The sequence below is a fragment of the Lysobacter solisilvae genome (assembly GCF_016613535.2).
Classification (GTDB): domain Bacteria; phylum Pseudomonadota; class Gammaproteobacteria; order Xanthomonadales; family Xanthomonadaceae; genus Agrilutibacter; species Agrilutibacter solisilvae.
Map to the genome: position 1 here is coordinate 3638077 of NZ_CP071518.1, position 17360 is coordinate 3655436.

Sequence of the window (17360 nt, forward strand, 5' to 3'; positions counted from 1 at the left end):
CTTGTGTTCCTGGATCTGGTAGGCAGCAGCCACGTTCTTACGCTCCCAGCGCAATGCGGACGACGGCGAGCACGCTGGCCAGTGCCGCAATGACGTTCACGAAAATGTTGAGCAGGTGCAGCACGGTGGCGGACCACGGAGTGTGCACGTAGTCCTCGATGATCACCTGCATGCCCAGCTTCGAATGCCAGAACGTCGACACCAGGAATGCGATCAGCAGCACGGCGTTGAGCGGACGGGCGACGGTGTTGCGCACGGCGAGGTAGTCGTCGCCGATCAGCGACACCACCAGAGCGACGGCGTAGATCGACAGGAAGATCAGCGCGATCGCCGTGATGCGCTGGAGGACGAAGTGGTGCGTGCCGTCCTTGGCCGATCCCAGCCCGCGGGCGACCTTCAGCGGGGCACGCAGGCGCTTGTTGTTCGTGCTCATGCGGCACCCCACTGGAGGATCGCGGCCAGCCAGATCAGCGCGGTCAGCAGCAGGCTGCCCACGACCGAGACCCAGCTGCTGCGGATGAAACTCTCGATCGCGTAGCCGAAGCCGGCGTCCTGGACCAGATGGCGGATGCCGTTGATCAGGTGGAACGCCAGCGCCCAGGACCACCCGAACAGGACGAGGAAACCCAGCGGCGAGCGGGCGAGGCCGCTGAAGCGCGCCCATTCCTGCGGGCCGGCGGCCAGCGACAGGAACGCGCACACCAGCAGCAGGCTGCCCAGCGCCAGGACCACGCCCGTGGCCCGGTGGAGAATCGAGGTCACCATCTGCACCTGCCAGCGATACACCTGCAGGTGGGGCGACAAGGGTCGTTCGCGGACGCGGGGTTGATCGGCCATGGGGGTGCCGGGTCTCTTGAGCTGGGCGGCGAGGCCGCGTGGCGGTGGTTGTTGCAGCTTGGGATCGGGCAGCTAGAAATCGATGCAACGGCCGTTCTTTTCCCAGTCGCCGTAGCGGGTGGGCTCGGGGCCCTCGCGTCCGCCCCACTCCTTAGGGGGCGTTGGCGGGTGTGTACCCTAGGACGTCTGGGGTGCCGGGGTGACGGGCCCGGAACCTGCGTCGGCCTGCGCACCGGTGAGGTCTTCGGGCGGGGCGTCCTGGGGCGATTGGCCTATCATCACAGCGAGAAAGCTTAAGTCCCGACCCCATGCATGACAACCCGCAGGCGTCTCCGGGCGCCGCCTTCGCCCTGCCCGACCACCGCGCGGTGAGCCTTTCCGGGCGTGATGCCGCGGCTTTCGCGCAGGCGCAGTTCATGAACGACCTCACCGCGCTGGCACCCGGACAGTGGCAGTGGAGCGGCTGGTTGACGCCCAAGGGACGCGTAATTGCGCTGTTCGCGCTGCTGCGGGTGGAAGCCGAACACGTCCTGCTGGTGCTCCCCGACGCCGATCCGGTCACCTTTGCCGCCGCCCTGCAGCGGTTCGTGTTCCGCAGCAAGGTGACCATCGCGGTGCGCGAGGACCTGCGTGCGGAAGGAGCCTTCACAACGCCCGCCATGGCCCGAGGTGCGCAAATGGGCGGCTCGCCCGGCGCTGGCCTGGAGCTGGACGCGGGAGCCGATGGGGGCGCGCGGACGCTGCGCCTCGTCAGCACGTCCACTGCCGGGCACGATCCGGCCGAAGTGGCCGCGTGGGCGGCGTTCGACCTCGAGCACGGCCTGCCCCGCCTGCCGTCTTCGCAGAGCGACCACTGGACGCCCCAGCAGCTCTCGCTCGAAAGGCTCGCCGCTTTCAGTGTGAAGAAGGGCTGCTACCCGGGCCAAGAAATCGTGGCCCGCACGCATTTCCTGGGCAAGGTGAAGCGCGGCCTGATGCTGCTCGAATCCGATGTATCCCTGGCGGCAGGTTCGGACGTGCACGGTCCCGACGGCATGCTCGGCCATCTGGTGGCCGCCGCGCCGGGACCGTCGCACCTGGCGCTGGCCGTCGTGCCATTGGAACATCCGCACGAGGCGCTGACGGTCGACGGCGCGCCCGTGCGCGAACGGCCGTTGCGCGCCGGGCTGGCGCGCTGAGGGTGTCGCGCGCACCGCCGCGGGGCGGTGCGCCAGGTCAGGCCAGGCGCCCGGCCGCCGCGACGATGTCCTCTTCGCCCGGAATGACGAGGAAAGCGGCACCGGCGAGCGGCGTGTAGGTGTCCACGCCCACGACGCGCTGGAACGGCCGCGATCCGAAACCGCCCTCGGCGATCGCCGTGATCACGCCCTCGCCCACGCCGGCGCTGTGGCGGCCTTCGTCGACGATGATGATCCGCTTGGCGCTGCGGGCCTGCTCGACGATGTAGGCCGCGTTGAGCGGCACCAGCCATCGCAGGTCCACCACGCGCACCTTCCATCCATGCTGCGCCTCGATGTTGCGGGCGGCGCGCAGGCTCATGGGCACGCCATTGCCGTAGCTGAAGATCACCAGGTCGTCGTGGCCTTCGAAGTACACACGACCTTCGCCCAGCGTCATTGCTTCGGACGGGGCGGGATAGGTCGTCAGCCAGCCGCCGTCGCCGGGCTCGTACAGGTCCTTGGTCATGTACAGCGCGATCGGCTCGAGGAACACGCTCACGCGCCCGTCCACCTTCGACAGCGCGGTGAGCGTGCGCAGCATGGTGGCCGCGTCATCACCGCGCGACGGACAACCCACCACCAGGCCGGGGATGTCGCGCAGTGCGGTGATCGAGTTGTCGTTGTGGAAATGCCCGCCGAAGCCACGCTGGTAGCCCAGGCCGGCGATGCGCACGACCATCGGGTTGGCGAACTGGTTGTTGCTGAAGAACTGCAGCGAAGCCGCTTCGCCGCGGATCTGGTCGCAGGCGTTGTGGAAATAAGCCAGGTACTGGATCTCGGGAATGGGCAGCATGCCCATGTTGGCGAAGCCCTGGGCCATGCCCAGGATCATCGTCTCGTCCAGCAGCGTGTTGAACACCCGGCGCGGCCCGAAGGCCTTCTGCAGGCCCTTGGTGACCGTGTACACGCCGCCCTTCTGGGCCACGTCCTCGCCGAAAAGCAGCGTGTCGGGGTACTTGGCGAACGTGTCGTGCAGCGCGTTGTTGATCTGGATCGCCATGTGGCGCGCCGGCTGCTTCTCCGGCAGCTTGGCTTCACCACCGAACACTTCCTCGCGGCGCGCCGAATAGTCGGCGCGCTGCGCCTCGGCCTGCACCTTCTGCGGCGAATAGGGCGCCAGCGGAGCGATGACTTCGTCCAGGCGGTCGAGCTTCGGTCGGCGGTCGGCTTCATCGGCGGCGGCGAAGCACTTCTTCCGCGTCGCTTCGTACAGCGCCAGCACTTCATCCTTCGACATCAGGCCCGATTCCAGGGCGATCGCGGCCGAACGCAGCAGCGGGTCCCCCGCCTCGACGTTGCACAATTCCTCGACCGAACGCCACTCGATCTCGAAGTCGGTGCCGGCGTGGCCCATGATCCGGTTGGTCTTCAGGTGCAGGAAGGTCGGGCGGCGCGTGCGGCGGCAGTGCTCGACCGCCCGCTGCACATCGCCATAGCCGCTGGCCAAGTCCAGGCCGTCGGCGAAGAAATAATCCAGACCGTCCATCTGCCGGAACCGGTTGGCGATCCACCCGCTCGGCGTCTTCACCGAAATGCCGATGCCGTTGTCCTCGCACACGAACAGCACCGGCGCGGGCAACTTCTGGTAAGCCGTCCACGCGGCGGCATTGAAGGCCGTTTGCGCAGTGGCATGGTTGGCCGAGGCATCGCCGAACGAACAGATCGCGATGCTGTCGTCCGGGATCGGCAGCGCATGACCCAGGCGGCGGCCGGCCTCGATGGCCACGGCCGTGCCGAGCGCCTTGGGCAGGTGCGAGGCGATGGTCGAGGTCTGCGGCAGCACCCACAACGGCTTGCTGCCCCACACCTTGTGGCGGCCGCCTGAGGCCGGGTCGTCCTTGCTGGCCGCGAAGGACAGCGCCGAATCCATCACCGGGTCCATGCCCGGCAGCTTGCGGAAGCGCTCGGCCATGAAACCGCCGGAGCGGTAGTGGAGGAAGGCCGGGTCGGTATGCCGCGTCAGGCGGGCGACCATCGCGTTGCCTTCGTGGCCGCTGGAACCGATCGTGTAGAAGACCTTGTTCTGCACGCGCAGCACGCGCGCCATGAGGTCCAGGTGGCGGCTGACGAGCTGCGACTCGAACAGCTCGCGGAAGCCCTGTGCGTCCAGTGCGCTGCCGTCGAGAATGGCCTCATGGGCCGCCGGACGGGCATCGGCGCGTCCCTCCCACGCCTTCACGAACTCGCTGAAGTTGACGTCGCAGATCTCGGCCCGGTTGAGGCCTTTCATGCGCGCGGGGATCGGGTTGGGAATGGCGGCGAACATGGTCGGTGCGGTGCTCCGCTTCTCGCGGCGAGAAGCTCAGGATGTGGGAAGGCGGGACTGCGCGATGAGCGCAGCCGCGGCCGTGTCGGGTTCGGGCATGGGCACGAAGCCGGGCGTGCGGACCACGCGGGCCAGCCAGTCACGGATGGCGGGATAGGCCTCCAGGCTGACGCCACCCTGGTCGGCGACATGCGTGTAGGCGAACAGCGCGATGTCTGCGATGCCGTACACGTCGCCGGTGAACCAGGGGCGCGTGCTCAGGTGGCGCTCCATCACGGCCAGTGCCTGGTGGCTGCGCTCGCGCAGGCGGGGAAGGTCTTGCCGACGGGGCGAGTCGATCGGCGTCCAGCCGCAGATGAAGCGCGCGACGGCGATATAGGGCTCGTGGCTGTACTGCTCGAAGAACATCCACGCCAGCGCCTGGGCGCGCTGCCACGGGTCGGCGGGCAGGAACTCGGTAGCGCCCGCGGGGGCGGTGTCGGCAAGCCAGTGCAGGATCGCGTTGGACTCGGCCAGCGTGCGGCCGTCCTCGAGTTCGATCAGCGGCACCTTGCCGTTGGGGTTCCTGGCCAGGTATTCGGGGGTGCGGGTCGAGCCATCGTCGCTGCGGACCTCGACCCACTCGTACCGATGGCCCAGTTGTTCCAGCAGCAGCCGCACCTTGTGGCAGTTGCCCGAGGGCGAGAAGCCATAGACCGTGATCACGCCGTCACCCCGCGGCGATTGGCGATCCATTCTTCTCGCGTCTGGCCCCAGATGTCGACTGCGTGGGTGTCCAGCGGCGGCGGCAGCGTACCGGGACCGCGATTGCGCGAACCCAGGCGGCGCGCAACGGACTGCGAAGCGATGTTGGCCGGAGAAATGGAATGGATGACCTCGTGCCAGCCCAGCACGTCGAACGCCCAGTCCATGGATGCGGCGCAGGCTTCGGTGGCGTAACCCTTGCCCCAGGCATCGTGGTGGAACGAGTAGCCGATCTCGGTGCCCGGCCAGCCGTCCGGCTGCCAGGGCCCTGCCTGCCCGACCCACAGGCCGGTGGACTTCTCCAGCACCGCGAACATCCCGAAGCCCTGCAGCATCCAGGCGCCGGGCATCTGCAGGAACTTGCGCCAGGCCTCGTGGCGGTGCATCGGACCACCGATGTGCTGCGCCGCCGTGGGATGCATGAACAGTTCCGCGTAACGCGGAAAGTCCTCGAGCCTGGGCAGGCGCAGGATCAGGCGGGGCGTTTCCAGCTGGATTTCGGTGATCAACAAGGGCTGCTCCTGATCGGGGAAACCTGGCGAGGGTGGGACGAGTCCCCACGCCCCGCAACCATCCGGGTGTAACGCATCGTTGCCCGGGTGTGGCGCCGACGGGCTACCCACACCGCCCACCTTCAACGCGGCGGCGGCACCCCAGGGCGCCGCCGCCGGGCGCATCAGAACGCGCTGATGCCGGTCAGCTCACGCCCGATGACCAGCTGGTGCACGGTTTCCGTGCCTTCGTAGGTGATGACCGATTCGAGGTTGAGCGCATGGCGGATCGCGCCATGCTCGGTGGTGATGCCGGCGCCGCCCAGCAGGTCGCGACATTCGCGCGCGATGTCGATGGCCATCCGGCAGTTGTTCCACTTGGCCAGCGACACCTGGGCCGGCTGCATCGCACCGGCATCCTTCAGGCGGCCAAGCTGCACGACCAGCAGCTGCGCGAGCGTGATGCGGCGTGCCATCTCGGCCATCTTGATCTGCGCGCTCTGCGTGGCCGCCACCGGGCGATCGAACAGGATGCGCTCCTTGGTGTAGGCCAGGACCTCGTCCAAGCACGCGATCGCGGCGCCGATCGGGCCCCAGGTGATGCCGTAGCGGGCCTGGGTGAGGCAGCCCAGCGGGCCCTTGAGACCCTTCACGTTCGGCAGGCGATTGGCCTCCGGCACCCGGACGTTGTCCAGGTAGAGCGCGCTGGTCACCGAGGCGCGCAGGCTCATCTTGTGCTTGATTTCCTGGGCGGCGAAACCGGCCATGCCCTTTTCCACCACGAAACCCTGGATGCCTTCATCGGTCTGCGCCCAGACGATGGCGATATCGGCGAGGTTGCCGTTGGTGATCCACATCTTGGAGCCGTTGAGGACCCAGTCCCCACCGTCGCGGCGGGCGTTGGTCTTCATGTTGGCCGGGTCGGACCCGCCGTGCGGCTCGGTCAGGCCGAAGCAGCCGATGGTCTCACCGCGCGCCATCGACGGCAGCCAGCGCTCGCGCTGCTCTTCGGTGCCGTAGGCAAAGATCGGGTACATGCACAGCGAGGACTGGACGCTGACGAAGCTGCGGATGCCGCTGTCGCCGCGTTCCAGTTCCTGGCAGATCAGGCCGTAGCTGACGGCGTTGAGGCCGGCGCAACCGTACTTCTCGGGGAGCGAGGAACCCAGCAGGCCCATCTCGGCGATTTCCGGCACCAGTTCACGCGGGAAACGGCCTTCGTCGAAGGCTTCGCCGATGATCGGCAGCACGCGCTCGTCGGTGAAGCGCGCGACCGCGTCCTGCACGGCACGCTCCTCTTCGGTGAGCAGGGAACGGACGTCGTACAGGTCGTAGGGGTGCAGGGCCATCGGCGTGCTCGGGCGGGCGGGAAAGATTCCCATTGTATCGGCCCGTGTTGCGGTGCGGGACCCCGGAAACAGCACTCCGGCGAACTGTCAAATCCACGCCGACGGGATCGTCGCTTTCACGGTTGCGTCGTCGTTTCAGACACAGCCGCAGGCCCCGTCCCGTCGAAACGAAGAGGGGCCGGTTCGACCGGCCCCTCGGGGTGATGCGGAAAACGCGTTTCAAGCTCAGCCGCGGCTGTCATCCGACGGGGCGGCGGCGGTCTGGGTGACCACCTGGCCATCGACCACCGGGAGGCGGTCGCCCGGCTTCTCGTCCATCCGCACGGTCTGCTCCTGGCCGGCATAGCGGTAGGTCACGTCGTAACCGACCACTTCGTTCTCACTGCCCAGGCGGATCTGGTTGCCCGGCTTGCTGCCCGTGCGCATCGAACCGGTGGTGCCATCGGGATTGCGATAGGTCACGTTGTAGGCGACGGTCTTGCTCGAAGTGCTGGTATCGGACACCGTCTTGCACTGGCGCTCGGTACGGGTCTGCACCTGGCCGCCGACATGGTTGCGGTCGACGCGGTTGCCGATCACGCCGCCGGCCACGGCTCCGGCTGCGGTAGCCGCCTTCTTGCCGTTACCACCGCCAATCTGGTTGCCGAGCAGGCCACCGATGACGGCGCCGGCCACCGTGCCGCCCACGTTGCCGTCGCGTTCGGGCGCACGTTCCTGCACGACCACGTCCTCGCACACTTCGCGCGGGGTGGAGGTCGAGCTGGTCTCGCGCACCGGTTCGGTGCCGATTACCGTCGCGTACAGCGGCTTCTTCTCGGTGATCTCCTTGACGTTGATCACCTGGGCGTATTCGAGGCGGTTGCTCTGGATGGCGCCGTCGTCGAGACGGTCACCCGCCAGCGCGGCGGCATCCTGCGGCGCGCCGGTGGTGAACTCCGGCGCGATGGGCGCATCGCTGCGGAAGCTGTTGTATGCGGCAACGGCGACGCCGCCGACGAGCAGTGAAGCCAGTGCGACCGCGAGCATGTTCTTGTTCATTGGGGCCTCCTGCTGCGGGATGTCCCGCGGATTGGGTGGATGGGCGCATTCCAGCACCCGCAACCTGAACGAGTGCCCAGCCGGAGCAACGAAATCGTAACGACGTGCAGGCGATCGTTCACACCGTGATAGCGTGCACACATCGATGGTCCGGAGGTCGCCATGCCCAGTCCCCTGCTTGCCCCGCTCATCGGCTGGGCCCGCAATCTGCGCCATCCGACGCTGTTCAAGCTCATCGCCGCGCTCTTCCTGGTCGACCTGCTGATCCCGGACGTCTTCCCCATGATTGACGAGCTTCTGCTCGGATTGGCGACCCTGTGGCTGGCGAACTGGAAGAACAGGAAGGACCCGTCGGCCCCTGCCGGGCAGGACGATGACCGCGTGATCGAAGGATCCTCACGACGCTGACGGCGCATGGACCTCGTCGACAGCCACTCCCACTTCGACCAGGCCGAATTCGACGCCGACCGCGAGGCGGCGCTGGAGCGTGCGCATGCGGCCGGAGTGGCGCGCCAGGTCGTGCCGGCCGTGGACGCCGCGGGCTGGCCCAAGCTGCGTGCGGTCTGTGCGTCGGCGTCGGGCCTGCACCCGGCCTATGGCCTGCACCCGATCTGCCTGGCCAACCACCGTCCGGAACACCTGGACCAGTTGCGCACCTGGCTCCGTCACGAACAGTCGTCGATGCGACCACCCGTCGCCGTGGGCGAATGCGGCCTGGACTTCTTCCTGGATACGCTCGATCGCCAGGCGCAGCAGTTCTACTTTGATGCGCAACTTCGCATCGCGCGCGAATTCGACCTCCCGGTGATCGTCCATGCACGCCGTTCCGTCGATGCGGTGATCGGCTCGATCCGTCGGATCGGCGGTCTGCGCGGCGTGGTGCACAGCTTTTCGGGCAGTCCGGAACAGGCTCGGCAGCTCTGGAGCCTCGGGTTCCTGATCGGTCTGGGCGGCCCGGTGACCTACGAACGTGCCAACCGCCTGCGGCGACTCGCCGCTTCGATGCCGCTGGAACAGCTTCTGCTGGAAACCGATTCCCCCGACCAGCCCAATGCAGGCCACCGCGGCGAGCGGAACGAGCCGGCCCACCTGCGGGAAGTTCTAGCCACCATCGCCCAGCTTCGCGGCGTCGATGAGACGAAGGTCGCCGAAGCGACGACGGCGAACGCGCTGCGCCTGTTCCGCCTCTGACGCGCCGGCGGGCTACGCCTTCTTCTTGAGCAGCAGTTCGAGCGCCCGCCCCACCGCCGCGAAGGCGAACGTGCCTGTGATGTGCGTGGCTGCGCCCAGGCCCGCGCCGCAATCGAGTTTCAGGGCAGCCTCGCCGCTGACCTGCGGTCGCACCCCGCAGACGCTGCCGTCCGGTTGCGGGTACTGCACGTTCTCCAGCGAGTAGATCGCCGAGATTCCGAAATAGCGATCCTTGTTTTTCGGGAAGTTGAACTCGCTGCGCAGCTTCTTGCGGACCAAGGCCAACATCGCGTCGTGTTCCGTGCGCGACAGATCGCGCACGCGGACGAGCGTCGCATCGGTGCGCCCGCCGGCCGATCCCACGACGATCAGCGGCAGCTTGCGACGACGACACCAGGCGACAAGCTCGACCTTGCTCCGGAAGCTGTCGCAGGCATCGATCACCAGGTCGAAGCCGCGGTCCAGCAGCACCTCCACGTTGCCGGCGGTGAGGAAACTGGCAATGGCCTCCACCTCGATGTCCGGGTTGATCGCGCGGCATCGCTCGGCCATCGCGTCGACCTTGTTGCGCCCGTACTGGCCTTGCAGCGCCGGGAGCTGGCGGTTGGTATTGGACACGCACAGGTCGTCTGCATCGATCAGGCACATGTGGCCGACCCCGCTGCGCGCCAGGGCTTCCACCGCCCATGACCCGACCCCGCCCATGCCGATGACGGCTACGCGGCTGTGCGCGAAGCGCACCAGCGCGCCGGTTCCATAAAGGCGGTCGATGCCGCCGAAGCGTTCGCTCCAGCGCGGGTCCAGTGCAGGGGTCGTCATGCGCGCTAGTTTACTTGCGCGATGTGCGCGATCGCCTAGGGGCCGTCCCGGGCCCGCCGCATCTGGTCGAGGGGTCGGTGCGGCTCTGCGCCCGGACCAACGCGCTCCGCGGACCCATCCAATGGCTTTCCAGTCAGTCTTCTGGCGAAGTCGACACGAGCGCTGCTATGGTGCCGCCCATTGTCCAGGAGGCCGCCATGAGCAACCCCAGTCCCGTGACCCCCACCCGCGGCGGCAACGCCTCGCGCTACCTGTTCGTGTTCCTGCTGGGCCTGGTGCTGGGTGTGGTGGCCGTGGTCATGGGGATGCGCGCATGGGACGCCCGGCGCGACCACTTCCACGGCAGCGTGATGCAGGTGCAGCAATGGCACCTCAAGCAACTGGACCAGGCCGTGACCCGCAACCGCTGCTCGGCGACCGACACGCTGCCCCATCTCAAGTCGCTGCGGGTCATGGCCGACGACCTGGAGCCAGCCTTCCCCGACCTGGCCGACGACCAGCGTTTCGCCGACGCGGCGAGCAAGCTGCGGGAGACACTCGACGCCGCGCTTGCCTCGCCGCCGATGCAGTGCCAGGGCGTGGGCGTGGTGGCGCAGAAGGTGGGCGAGGCCTGCAAGGCCTGCCATCAGGATTTCCGTTGAGTCGTCCCGTCTGATCGTTCCGGTGCAGCTCGCCTCCTAAGGCGACTGCCCCCTCGCGCGTGGTCGCGGCCGCATGCAGCGACCAGCCCATTGCGTCAAGCAGCCGGGATGCCAGAACCCGCAAGCCCTATACGGCGCGTCCACGCGCGCCGAAACATGGGCTGAATCGCTGATTCGCATTTGATCATCAGTTCACGGCGCGCCGCCTAGGTTGGCAGCGCGTGGCAGCCCTGCGGCATGCCACGACGTCTTCCCGAACACAGGAGCGTCGCATGATTACCCGTCATTCCCTTCCGCTGCTCGGCGTGGCTGCCGCCGCATGTGTGGCCCTCGCTGGCTGCACCAGCTCGCCCACCTACAGCGGCAATGGATACAGCAGCCCGAGCTATGGCAGCAGCACGGCCACCTGCTACGACTGCGGCACCGTCACCCGTATCGAAACCGTTGGCACCGGCACCCGCAGTGGCGCCACCGGGGCCGTGATCGGCGGTCTGGTCGGTGCGGCCGCGGGCCGTGAGCTGGCCGAGGACGAGAGCAAGGGTCGCCAGAACACGGCGACCGTGGCCGGCGCCGCGGCTGGCGCCGTCGCTGGCGCGGCGATCCAGCGCAACGTCGGCAACCACCCGAGCTACAACGTCACCGTGCGTCTGGATGACGGGCGCTTCGTGACGGTTTCCCAGAGCGACCTGGGCGGAATCCGCGAGGGTTCCTATGTCCGCGTCGCAAACGGCCGTGCCTGGGTTCGCTGACCCGAGTTGGTGAGAACCTGGCCGGTCCTCGTGGCCTGAGCCAGGCCTTCGCCTGATCCGCCCCGGGCAGGATGCCAGGTAGGGGCCAGGGGGCAGGAAAGCCCCGGCAGCATCCCGCACATCCCGAACGGCCCGCCTTGGCGGGCCGTTCGGTTTTTCCGCGATGCACCATGGAATCCGCGCCCAAAAAGAAACCCGGCCGGGGCCGGGTTTCGAATTCTCCTGGCGGCGGACAGCCCGCGCCGGGAAACAAAATTACATCGGCTCGACGGCGTCGGCCTGCAGGCCCTTCTGGCCCTGGACGACGGTGAACGAAACCTTCTGGCCTTCCTTCAGGCTCTTGAAGCCCTGGCTCTGGATCGCGCGGAAATGCACGAACACGTCTTCGCCGTTTTCACGGCTGATGAAGCCGAAGCCCTTGGCGTCGTTGAACCACTTCACGGTACCGTTTTCGCGGGACATTTACTTGCTCCTTGGAACGTTGCTGGTTGAGACACGGCCGATGCCGTGTGCTGGTTCGCAAGGAGGAAGCGAGGTGCAACGATGTAGCGATCGGTGGATCAACCGCATCGGGCCACGATTCACGGTGACCCTGGCAAACACAGCGCCCGCAACGTAACAAGGGATCGGTCAAAATGCAACGACACGGGCAGCCGCCCGGAGGGGGCCGGAACGGCCCACCAAATCGGGGATGAGGATGACGCCTGAAACAGTGTTTTATGTCCTGGCCGTGGTGATGATGCTGGTCGGCATCGTGGGTACGATCCTGCCGGCCCTGCCCGGCCTGCCCCTGGTCTTCGCCGGCATGCTGCTGGCGGCCTGGGCCGGGGATTTCCAGGAGGTCGGCGGCTGGACGATCGCGGCCCTGGCGGTGCTCACCCTGCTCTCGCTGGGCATCGACTTCCTGGCCACGATGATGGGCGCCAAGCGGGTGGGCGCCAGCAAGCCGGCGCTGGTCGGGGCGGTGATCGGCACCTTCGCCGGGCTGGCCTTCGGGCTCGTGGGGGTGTTCATCGGCCCCTTCGTCGGCGCCCTGATCGGCGAACTGTTCTGGCTGCGCGGGGTGGGCGGCCAGGAGTTGGGCAAGGCGACCAAGGTGGGCCTGGGTACGTGGCTGGGTATCGTCGTGGGAACGGTGCTCAAGATGGGACTGGCCTTCGTGATGGTCGGCGTGTTCGTGATCGCCTGGCTGTATTGAACGTTCCCTGCTTGACACCGCCTCGCGATCCGGCACCCGCCGACGCAGGCAGGCACGCCACCCCAGGGTGCAATCCTGCCTGCGCGCAATTCAGGCTTCACGCTTCCTGCGCGCGCGGCGCGCCAACCTGCCCGCTCTATGCTCAAGCGCTGGAGCCGTAAAAGAATGGTATGGACTGTCGTCATCGCCGTGGCGATCTCAGTGCTGGGCGTCGTCCTGGCCATGAATTTCGCGACGCCAGAGAAAAGCCTGGAGCGCAAGATCGAACACCGCTACGCGGTCGCCGACCCGCAGTTCCGGCGGGAAATGGGCGTCCTGCTGGGCCCCGGCATAACCCAGGGGAACACGGTCAAGGCGCTGCAGAACGGGAACGAAATCTTCCCCGCCATGCTCGAGGCCATCCGCGGCGCGCAACGCACGATCACCTTCGAGACCTATATCTACTGGTCGGGGAAGATCGGCGAGGAGTTCACCCAGGCGCTGTGCGAGCGGGCCGCCGCCGGCGTGGCCGTCAATGTCACCGTGGACTGGGCCGGCAGCATCAAGATGGACCAGGACCTGATCGAGCGGATGGAGAAGGCGGGGGTGCGGGTGTACCACTACCGTCCGCTGCGCTGGTACAACCTGGGCCGCATCAACAACCGTACCCACCGCAAGCTGCTGGTGGTGGACGGGCGCGTGGGGTTCACCGGCGGCGTGGGCATCGCCGACCAGTGGATGGGACAGGCCCAGGACCCGGACCACTGGCGCGAGTCGCACTTCCGCATCGAAGGCCCGGCCGTGGCCCAGATGCAGGCGGCCTTCAACGACAACTGGATCAAGACCACCGGCCAGGTCCTCAATGGCGCCGACTACTTCCCGGCGCTGAAACCCGTCAACGGCATGGATGCGCACCTGTTCATCGCCTCGCCCGCCGGCGGCAGCGAGAGCATGCACCTGATGTACCTGATGGCGATCGCCGCCTCGGTGCAGAGCATCGACCTGGCCGCGTCCTATTTCGTGCCCGACGACCTGGCCGTGCGCGCCCTGCTCGCCGCCCGCAAGCGCGGCGTGCGGATCCGGATCCTGCTGCCGGGCGAGCACATCGATTCGGACGCCGTGCGGATGGCCTCGAAAGCAGAATGGGGCCCGCTGCTGAAGGCCGGCGTGGAGATCAGCGAATACCAGCCGACCATGCTGCACACCAAGCTGCTGATCGTGGACAGGGAAATGGTGTCGGTGGGCTCGACGAACTTCGACATCCGCTCCTTCCAGCTCAACGACGAGGCCAGCCTGAACGTCTACGACCACACCTTCGCCGAGGCGATGACGCAGGTGTTCGAGACCGACCTGAAACAGTCGAAGCAGTACACCTATGCGTTGTGGGAGAAGCGTCCCACGCGCGAGAAGTTCGCGGAGAAGTTCCTGCTGCCGATCAAGTCGCAGCTTTGAGGCCCGGGTCAGCCGAACGCCGTGCGGCCAACCCGATGGAGGCTGCGGGACCCACTGACCCGCCCTCCCCTGGACGGGCCGTGCCCTACCCGACCACCACGGGGATCTTGCCGATGCGTGCCTGCCATTCCTTCGGGCCGGACTGGTGCACCGATTCACCGCGCGAATCCACCGCGACGGTCACCGGCATGTCCTCGACCTGGAATTCGTAGATCGCCTCCATGCCCAGGTCGGCGAATCCGACCACGCGGGCGGCCTTGATCGCCTTCGACACCAGGTAGGCCGCGCCGCCCACCGCCATCAGGTAGGCCGACTGGTGCTCGCGGATGGCCTCGATGGCCGTCGGGCCGCGCTCGGCCTTGCCGACCATGCCCATCAGGCCGGTCTGGGCCAGCACCTGACCGGTGAACTTGTCCATGCGCGTGGCGGTCGTGGGGCCGGCCGGACCGACGACTTCGTCGCGGACCGGGTCCACGGGGCCGACGTAGTAGATGAAGCGTCCACGCAGATCGACCGGCAGCGGTTCGCCCTTGTCGAGCATCTCGACGATGCGCTTGTGCGCCGCATCGCGGCCGGTCAGCAGCTTGCCGTTGAGCAGGAGCACTTCGCCGGGCTTCCAGGAGGCGACTTCCTCCCTGGTGACCGTGTCCAGGTTGACCCGACGGCCCTTGGAGGCGTCGTAGGTCAGCTGCGGCCAGTCCGCCAGCGACGGCGGGTCCAGCATCACCGGGCCGCTGCCATCCAGGGTGAAGTGCGCGTGGCGGGTGGCGGCGCAATTGGGGATCAGGGCGACCGGAAGGTTGGCCGCGTGGGTCGGATAGTCCTTGACCTTGATGTCGAGCACCGTGGTCAGACCGCCAAGGCCCTGTGCGCCGATGCCCAGCGCGTTGACCTTCTCGAACAGTTCCAGCCGCAGCTCCTCGGCGCGATTGGAGGCGCCGCGGGCTTGCAGGTCGGTGATGTCGATCGGCTCCATCAGCGCTTCCTTGGCCAGCAGCATCGCCTTCTCGGCGGTGCCGCCGATGCCGATGCCCAGCATGCCCGGCGGGCACCAGCCCGCGCCCATGGTGGGCACTGTCTTCAGGACCCAGTCCACGATGGAGTCGGAGGGGTTGAGCATCGCGAACTTGCTCTTGGCTTCCGAACCGCCCCCCTTGGCGGCGACGATGACCTCGACGGTGTTGCCCGGCACGACCTTGACGTTGACCACGCCCGGCGTGTTGTCCTTCGTGTTGGTGCGCCTGCCCGCCGGATCGGCCAGCACCGAGGCGCGCAGCTTGTTGTCAGGGTGGTTGTAGGCCCGGCGAACACCCTCGTGAACCATGTCCTCCACCGACAGGGTCGCGTCGTCCCAGCGCACGCTCATGCCGATCTCCAGGAACACGGTGACGATGCCGGTGTCCTGGCAGATCGGCCGGTGGCCCTCCGCGCACATGCGCGAGTTGATGAGAATCTGGGCGATGGCATCGCGGGCCGCCGGCGACTGTTCGCGCTCGTAGGCAGCGGCCAGGCTCTTGATGTAGTCGACGGGGTGGTAGTACGAGATGTACTGCAGCGCGTCGGCCACCGACTGGATCAGGTCTTCCTGGCGGATCGAGACGGGGGCGAAGTCGGCGGGGGAAGCGGAAGTGGGCTTGGCGACGGACACGGCGGCAGGGCTGGCGAGGGGAAACGGCCATTCTACCCCTCCGCCCTCGCCGCCCCGCCCGGGGTTCGCCACCGCGGCCCCTAGTGGTCGGCGAGGACCGCTACGACGAGCAGCACGAAGGCGCACGCTGCCAGCAACGCGTGTACCGCCACCAGCCACGCCGGCAGCAGCCGGTGCCGCCACTTGTAGACCAGGCTGAGGATCGCTCCGCCGCCGGCGGCGGCGATGAAAAGAACCATCGACAGGATGGCGGCCGGCGGCACCGCGCGGGTGAACACATCGAAGATCAGCAGGCTCAGGCCGGCCGATGCCAGCAGGCCGTGGAGCATCGCCAGCCAGGCCGGCGGGTTGACGGCGCGAGTGAAGCGGATGGCGGCCATCACCAGTCCGCCCAACGCGGTCAGCGCCAGCAGTACGGTTGCAGTCAGTAGCATGGTATTCCCCCGTCGTTCGTCGCATCAGGCTAGGTTCCGCCAAGTGATGCGCCCGTCTATTCGGAGCAGCGCGCAAGCCCGGATGACTTGCAGTCGCAACGCCTTTCGGGATGCGTTCAGCTGGGAGCGATGCCTGGCACGAAGCGGCCAGTGCGATCGGGCATCTGGCGCACGCCTTCATCGGATACGACGGCGCGTGGCCGGGCGTCGCGGCGAGCCCTGCCGGGTTCCCGCGCGTATCGTTCCAGCCGCGACGAAGGGATTTCTGGCTAGAGGAACTGGGCGAGCGTCATGGCGCCGACGCCCAACCCGACCAGCGTCGCCACTCCCACCGCAACGGGCCAGATCGCCTTGCGCGACGATCGAACCGCAGCGGAGCGCTCGGTTGCCACCGGCGACGTCTTGCCCGCCTGCAACGCGCACGGAGCGGCGCTGCCTCCCAGCCGGAACCGGACCTGGTCGAACCGGATCTCGTCGCCGATCCGCGCCGTGGCGTGCGATACGCGCTGGTCGTTGAGGAACGTGCCGTTGGTGGCGCCCAGGTCGTGGATCTCCACGCCGTCATCGACCGGCACCAGACGCGCGTGCAGTCGCGACAGGCCCGGCTCGGGCAGGTAGACGTCGCACTCGGGCGATCGGCCGACTGACAGCGGCCCTTCCAGCGGATAACTCCGGCCGAAGGCTCCGCCGCCGACGCCTCTCAGCACGAACATCGGCAGGACGGGGCGTACGCGCGTAGGTCCGGGGTCGTCATTGGCCGCCGGGCCACTGGCGGCCTCACGCGCAGCCTCACGGGCGGCATCCAGGGAGGCCAGCCGCGCCACCACGTGGTCGAACCCCACGGTGTCGCCGGCGCGCAGGGCGATCACGCCATCGACGGGACGTCCATTGACGCTGACCGACGTGCCGTGGGGAACGTCGAGCACCACGCCGGTGGCGTTGACGTGCAGCTGGCAGTGCTCCGGCTGCACACCCGGGCGGTCAATGACGATGGTCGCGTGGGGATCGGAACCGACACGATTGACGCCGGGTCCCAGCAGCACCTGGGGATGCTCACCGCCCGGGAAGACCAGCTTGATCGACATGTCATGCCCCTGTGTGCCGCACGCAGCGGCGACCGTGGTCCGGTACCGAGCCGCGACGCTAGCGGCGGTGCCGCATGGAGGATGTGAAGCAGCGGCTCCGCCACCGCGCCTGGAGCCGGGCCGTCATCCGCGACGAGCCGGGCCCTGCTCTGCAGAAGAGCAAACGGCGAACCGGCACGCGGGCGGACGTCCAAGCGGTGAACGGTTGGCCCCGGCTGC

General features: G+C 67.8%; 19 protein-coding genes and 1 pseudogene. 7 read left to right on the forward strand and 13 right to left on the reverse strand.

All coding sequences use genetic code 11. The features are described from left to right. Nucleotides 1–37 precede the first annotated feature (37 nt). The 3 genes and pseudogenes from sdhD to I8J32_RS17730 form a co-directional block, all read right to left on the reverse strand. Nucleotides 38–433, reverse strand: a complete 396-nt coding sequence (sdhD, locus tag I8J32_RS16085) for a succinate dehydrogenase, hydrophobic membrane anchor protein (protein ID WP_200613527.1) — start codon at nt 431–433, stop codon at nt 38–40. Next, nucleotides 430–837 (reverse strand): succinate dehydrogenase, cytochrome b556 subunit, encoded by a 408-nt coding sequence (sdhC, locus tag I8J32_RS16090; protein WP_200613529.1) that lies wholly within the window; start codon nt 835–837, stop codon nt 430–432. The genes sdhD and sdhC overlap by 4 nt, the downstream gene beginning before the upstream one ends. Before the next feature lie 72 nt (nt 838–909). After that, a pseudogene (locus I8J32_RS17730) lies at nt 910–957 on the reverse strand (DUF1674 domain-containing protein); the annotation flags it as partial. Between the two features lie 188 nt (nt 958–1145). Here I8J32_RS17730 and ygfZ point away from each other — a divergent pair. After that, the gene (gene ygfZ / locus I8J32_RS16100; RefSeq protein WP_200613532.1) at nt 1146–2015 is read left to right on the forward strand and encodes a CAF17-like 4Fe-4S cluster assembly/insertion protein YgfZ; all 870 of its coding nucleotides are present in this window, start codon (nt 1146–1148) and stop codon (nt 2013–2015) included. A 37-nt stretch (nt 2016–2052) separates the two neighbouring features. On the opposite strand, the gene I8J32_RS16105 is transcribed toward ygfZ, so the two are convergent. From I8J32_RS16105 to I8J32_RS16125, 5 genes are all read right to left on the reverse strand, one after another. Next, a complete protein-coding gene (locus I8J32_RS16105; RefSeq protein WP_200613535.1) occupies nt 2053–4323 on the reverse strand; it encodes a thiamine pyrophosphate-dependent enzyme in 2271 nt (756 codons plus the stop codon). A 36-nt stretch (nt 4324–4359) separates the two neighbouring features. Beyond that, complete coding sequence (locus tag I8J32_RS16110; protein ID WP_245156535.1) at nt 4360–5025, reverse strand: glutathione S-transferase family protein; 666 nt, start codon at nt 5023–5025, stop codon at nt 4360–4362. After that, nucleotides 5025–5579 (reverse strand): GNAT family N-acetyltransferase, encoded by a 555-nt coding sequence (locus I8J32_RS16115; protein WP_245156361.1) that lies wholly within the window; start codon nt 5577–5579, stop codon nt 5025–5027. Before I8J32_RS16115 ends, I8J32_RS16110 begins: the two co-directional genes overlap by 1 nt. A gap of 164 nt (nt 5580–5743) precedes the next feature. Further along, entirely contained in the window at nt 5744–6907 is a 1164-nt protein-coding gene (locus tag I8J32_RS16120) for an acyl-CoA dehydrogenase family protein (RefSeq protein WP_200613541.1), read from the reverse strand. Nucleotides 6908–7132: 225 nt separating this feature from the next. Continuing rightward, complete coding sequence (locus tag I8J32_RS16125; protein ID WP_284691290.1) at nt 7133–7945, reverse strand: glycine zipper 2TM domain-containing protein; 813 nt, start codon at nt 7943–7945, stop codon at nt 7133–7135. A gap of 162 nt (nt 7946–8107) precedes the next feature. On the opposite strand from I8J32_RS16125, the gene I8J32_RS16130 reads away from it, so the two are divergent. Both I8J32_RS16130 and I8J32_RS16135 read left to right on the forward strand, forming a co-directional pair. Beyond that, a complete protein-coding gene (locus I8J32_RS16130) occupies nt 8108–8353 on the forward strand; it encodes a DUF6116 family protein (protein ID WP_200613543.1) in 246 nt (81 codons plus the stop codon). 6 nt (nt 8354–8359) lie between these two features. Beyond that, the gene (locus I8J32_RS16135) at nt 8360–9136 is read left to right on the forward strand and encodes a TatD family hydrolase (protein ID WP_200613545.1); all 777 of its coding nucleotides are present in this window, start codon (nt 8360–8362) and stop codon (nt 9134–9136) included. Nucleotides 9137–9148: 12 nt separating this feature from the next. Here the strand turns inward: I8J32_RS16135 and I8J32_RS16140 are convergent, their stop codons facing one another. Beyond that, entirely contained in the window at nt 9149–9955 is an 807-nt protein-coding gene (locus I8J32_RS16140) for a tRNA threonylcarbamoyladenosine dehydratase (RefSeq protein ID WP_407060978.1), read from the reverse strand. A gap of 197 nt (nt 9956–10152) precedes the next feature. Here I8J32_RS16140 and I8J32_RS16145 point away from each other — a divergent pair, with 197 nt between their 5' ends. Then, complete coding sequence (locus I8J32_RS16145; RefSeq protein ID WP_200613547.1) at nt 10153–10596, forward strand: cytochrome c; 444 nt, start codon at nt 10153–10155, stop codon at nt 10594–10596. Between the two features lie 272 nt (nt 10597–10868). Further along, a complete protein-coding gene (locus I8J32_RS16150) occupies nt 10869–11345 on the forward strand; it encodes a glycine zipper 2TM domain-containing protein (RefSeq protein ID WP_200613549.1) in 477 nt (158 codons plus the stop codon). 255 nt (nt 11346–11600) lie between these two features. On the opposite strand, the gene I8J32_RS16155 is transcribed toward I8J32_RS16150, so the two are convergent. Then, a complete protein-coding gene (locus I8J32_RS16155; protein WP_200613551.1) occupies nt 11601–11807 on the reverse strand; it encodes a cold-shock protein in 207 nt (68 codons plus the stop codon). A 235-nt stretch (nt 11808–12042) separates the two neighbouring features. On the opposite strand from I8J32_RS16155, the gene I8J32_RS16160 reads away from it, so the two are divergent. Next, entirely contained in the window at nt 12043–12543 is a 501-nt protein-coding gene (locus tag I8J32_RS16160) for a DUF456 domain-containing protein (RefSeq protein ID WP_200613553.1), read from the forward strand. Between the two features lie 165 nt (nt 12544–12708). Then, nucleotides 12709–13974: a phospholipase D-like domain-containing protein gene (locus I8J32_RS16165; RefSeq protein WP_200613555.1), complete on the forward strand. Its 1266-nt coding sequence runs from the start codon at nt 12709–12711 to the stop codon at nt 13972–13974. An 85-nt stretch (nt 13975–14059) separates the two neighbouring features. On the opposite strand, the gene I8J32_RS16170 is transcribed toward I8J32_RS16165, so the two are convergent. From I8J32_RS16170 to I8J32_RS16180, 3 genes are all read right to left on the reverse strand, one after another. Continuing rightward, nucleotides 14060–15622, reverse strand: coding sequence for a fumarate hydratase (locus I8J32_RS16170; RefSeq protein WP_200613558.1), 1563 nt, complete (start codon nt 15620–15622; stop codon nt 14060–14062). 80 nt (nt 15623–15702) lie between these two features. Beyond that, nucleotides 15703–16056 (reverse strand): hypothetical protein, encoded by a 354-nt coding sequence (locus I8J32_RS16175; RefSeq protein ID WP_200613560.1) that lies wholly within the window; start codon nt 16054–16056, stop codon nt 15703–15705. A gap of 269 nt (nt 16057–16325) precedes the next feature. After that, nucleotides 16326–17141: an FHA domain-containing protein gene (locus tag I8J32_RS16180; RefSeq protein WP_200613563.1), complete on the reverse strand. Its 816-nt coding sequence runs from the start codon at nt 17139–17141 to the stop codon at nt 16326–16328. Between the last annotated feature and the right edge of the window lie 219 nt (nt 17142–17360).

Coding starts and splice junctions, on each gene's coding strand:
- sdhD (WP_200613527.1), bottom strand. CDS start 433: ATGAGCACGAACAACAAGCGCCTGCGTGCCCCGCTGAAGGTCGCCCGC.
- sdhC (WP_200613529.1), bottom strand. CDS start 837: ATGGCCGATCAACCCCGCGTCCGCGAACGACCCTTGTCGCCCCACCTG.
- ygfZ (WP_200613532.1), top strand. CDS start 1,146: ATGCATGACAACCCGCAGGCGTCTCCGGGCGCCGCCTTCGCCCTGCCC.
- I8J32_RS16105 (WP_200613535.1), bottom strand. CDS start 4,323: ATGTTCGCCGCCATTCCCAACCCGATCCCCGCGCGCATGAAAGGCCTC.
- I8J32_RS16120 (WP_200613541.1), bottom strand. CDS start 6,907: ATGGCCCTGCACCCCTACGACCTGTACGACGTCCGTTCCCTGCTCACC.
- I8J32_RS16125 (WP_284691290.1), bottom strand. CDS start 7,945: ATGAACAAGAACATGCTCGCGGTCGCACTGGCTTCACTGCTCGTCGGC.
- I8J32_RS16130 (WP_200613543.1), top strand. CDS start 8,108: ATGCCCAGTCCCCTGCTTGCCCCGCTCATCGGCTGGGCCCGCAATCTG.
- I8J32_RS16135 (WP_200613545.1), top strand. CDS start 8,360: ATGGACCTCGTCGACAGCCACTCCCACTTCGACCAGGCCGAATTCGAC.
- I8J32_RS16140 (WP_407060978.1), bottom strand. CDS start 9,955: ATGACGACCCCTGCACTGGACCCGCGCTGGAGCGAACGCTTCGGCGGC.
- I8J32_RS16145 (WP_200613547.1), top strand. CDS start 10,153: ATGAGCAACCCCAGTCCCGTGACCCCCACCCGCGGCGGCAACGCCTCG.
- I8J32_RS16150 (WP_200613549.1), top strand. CDS start 10,869: ATGATTACCCGTCATTCCCTTCCGCTGCTCGGCGTGGCTGCCGCCGCA.
- I8J32_RS16155 (WP_200613551.1), bottom strand. CDS start 11,807: ATGTCCCGCGAAAACGGTACCGTGAAGTGGTTCAACGACGCCAAGGGC.
- I8J32_RS16160 (WP_200613553.1), top strand. CDS start 12,043: ATGACGCCTGAAACAGTGTTTTATGTCCTGGCCGTGGTGATGATGCTG.
- I8J32_RS16165 (WP_200613555.1), top strand. CDS start 12,709: ATGGTATGGACTGTCGTCATCGCCGTGGCGATCTCAGTGCTGGGCGTC.
- I8J32_RS16175 (WP_200613560.1), bottom strand. CDS start 16,056: ATGCTACTGACTGCAACCGTACTGCTGGCGCTGACCGCGTTGGGCGGA.
- I8J32_RS16180 (WP_200613563.1), bottom strand. CDS start 17,141: ATGTCGATCAAGCTGGTCTTCCCGGGCGGTGAGCATCCCCAGGTGCTG.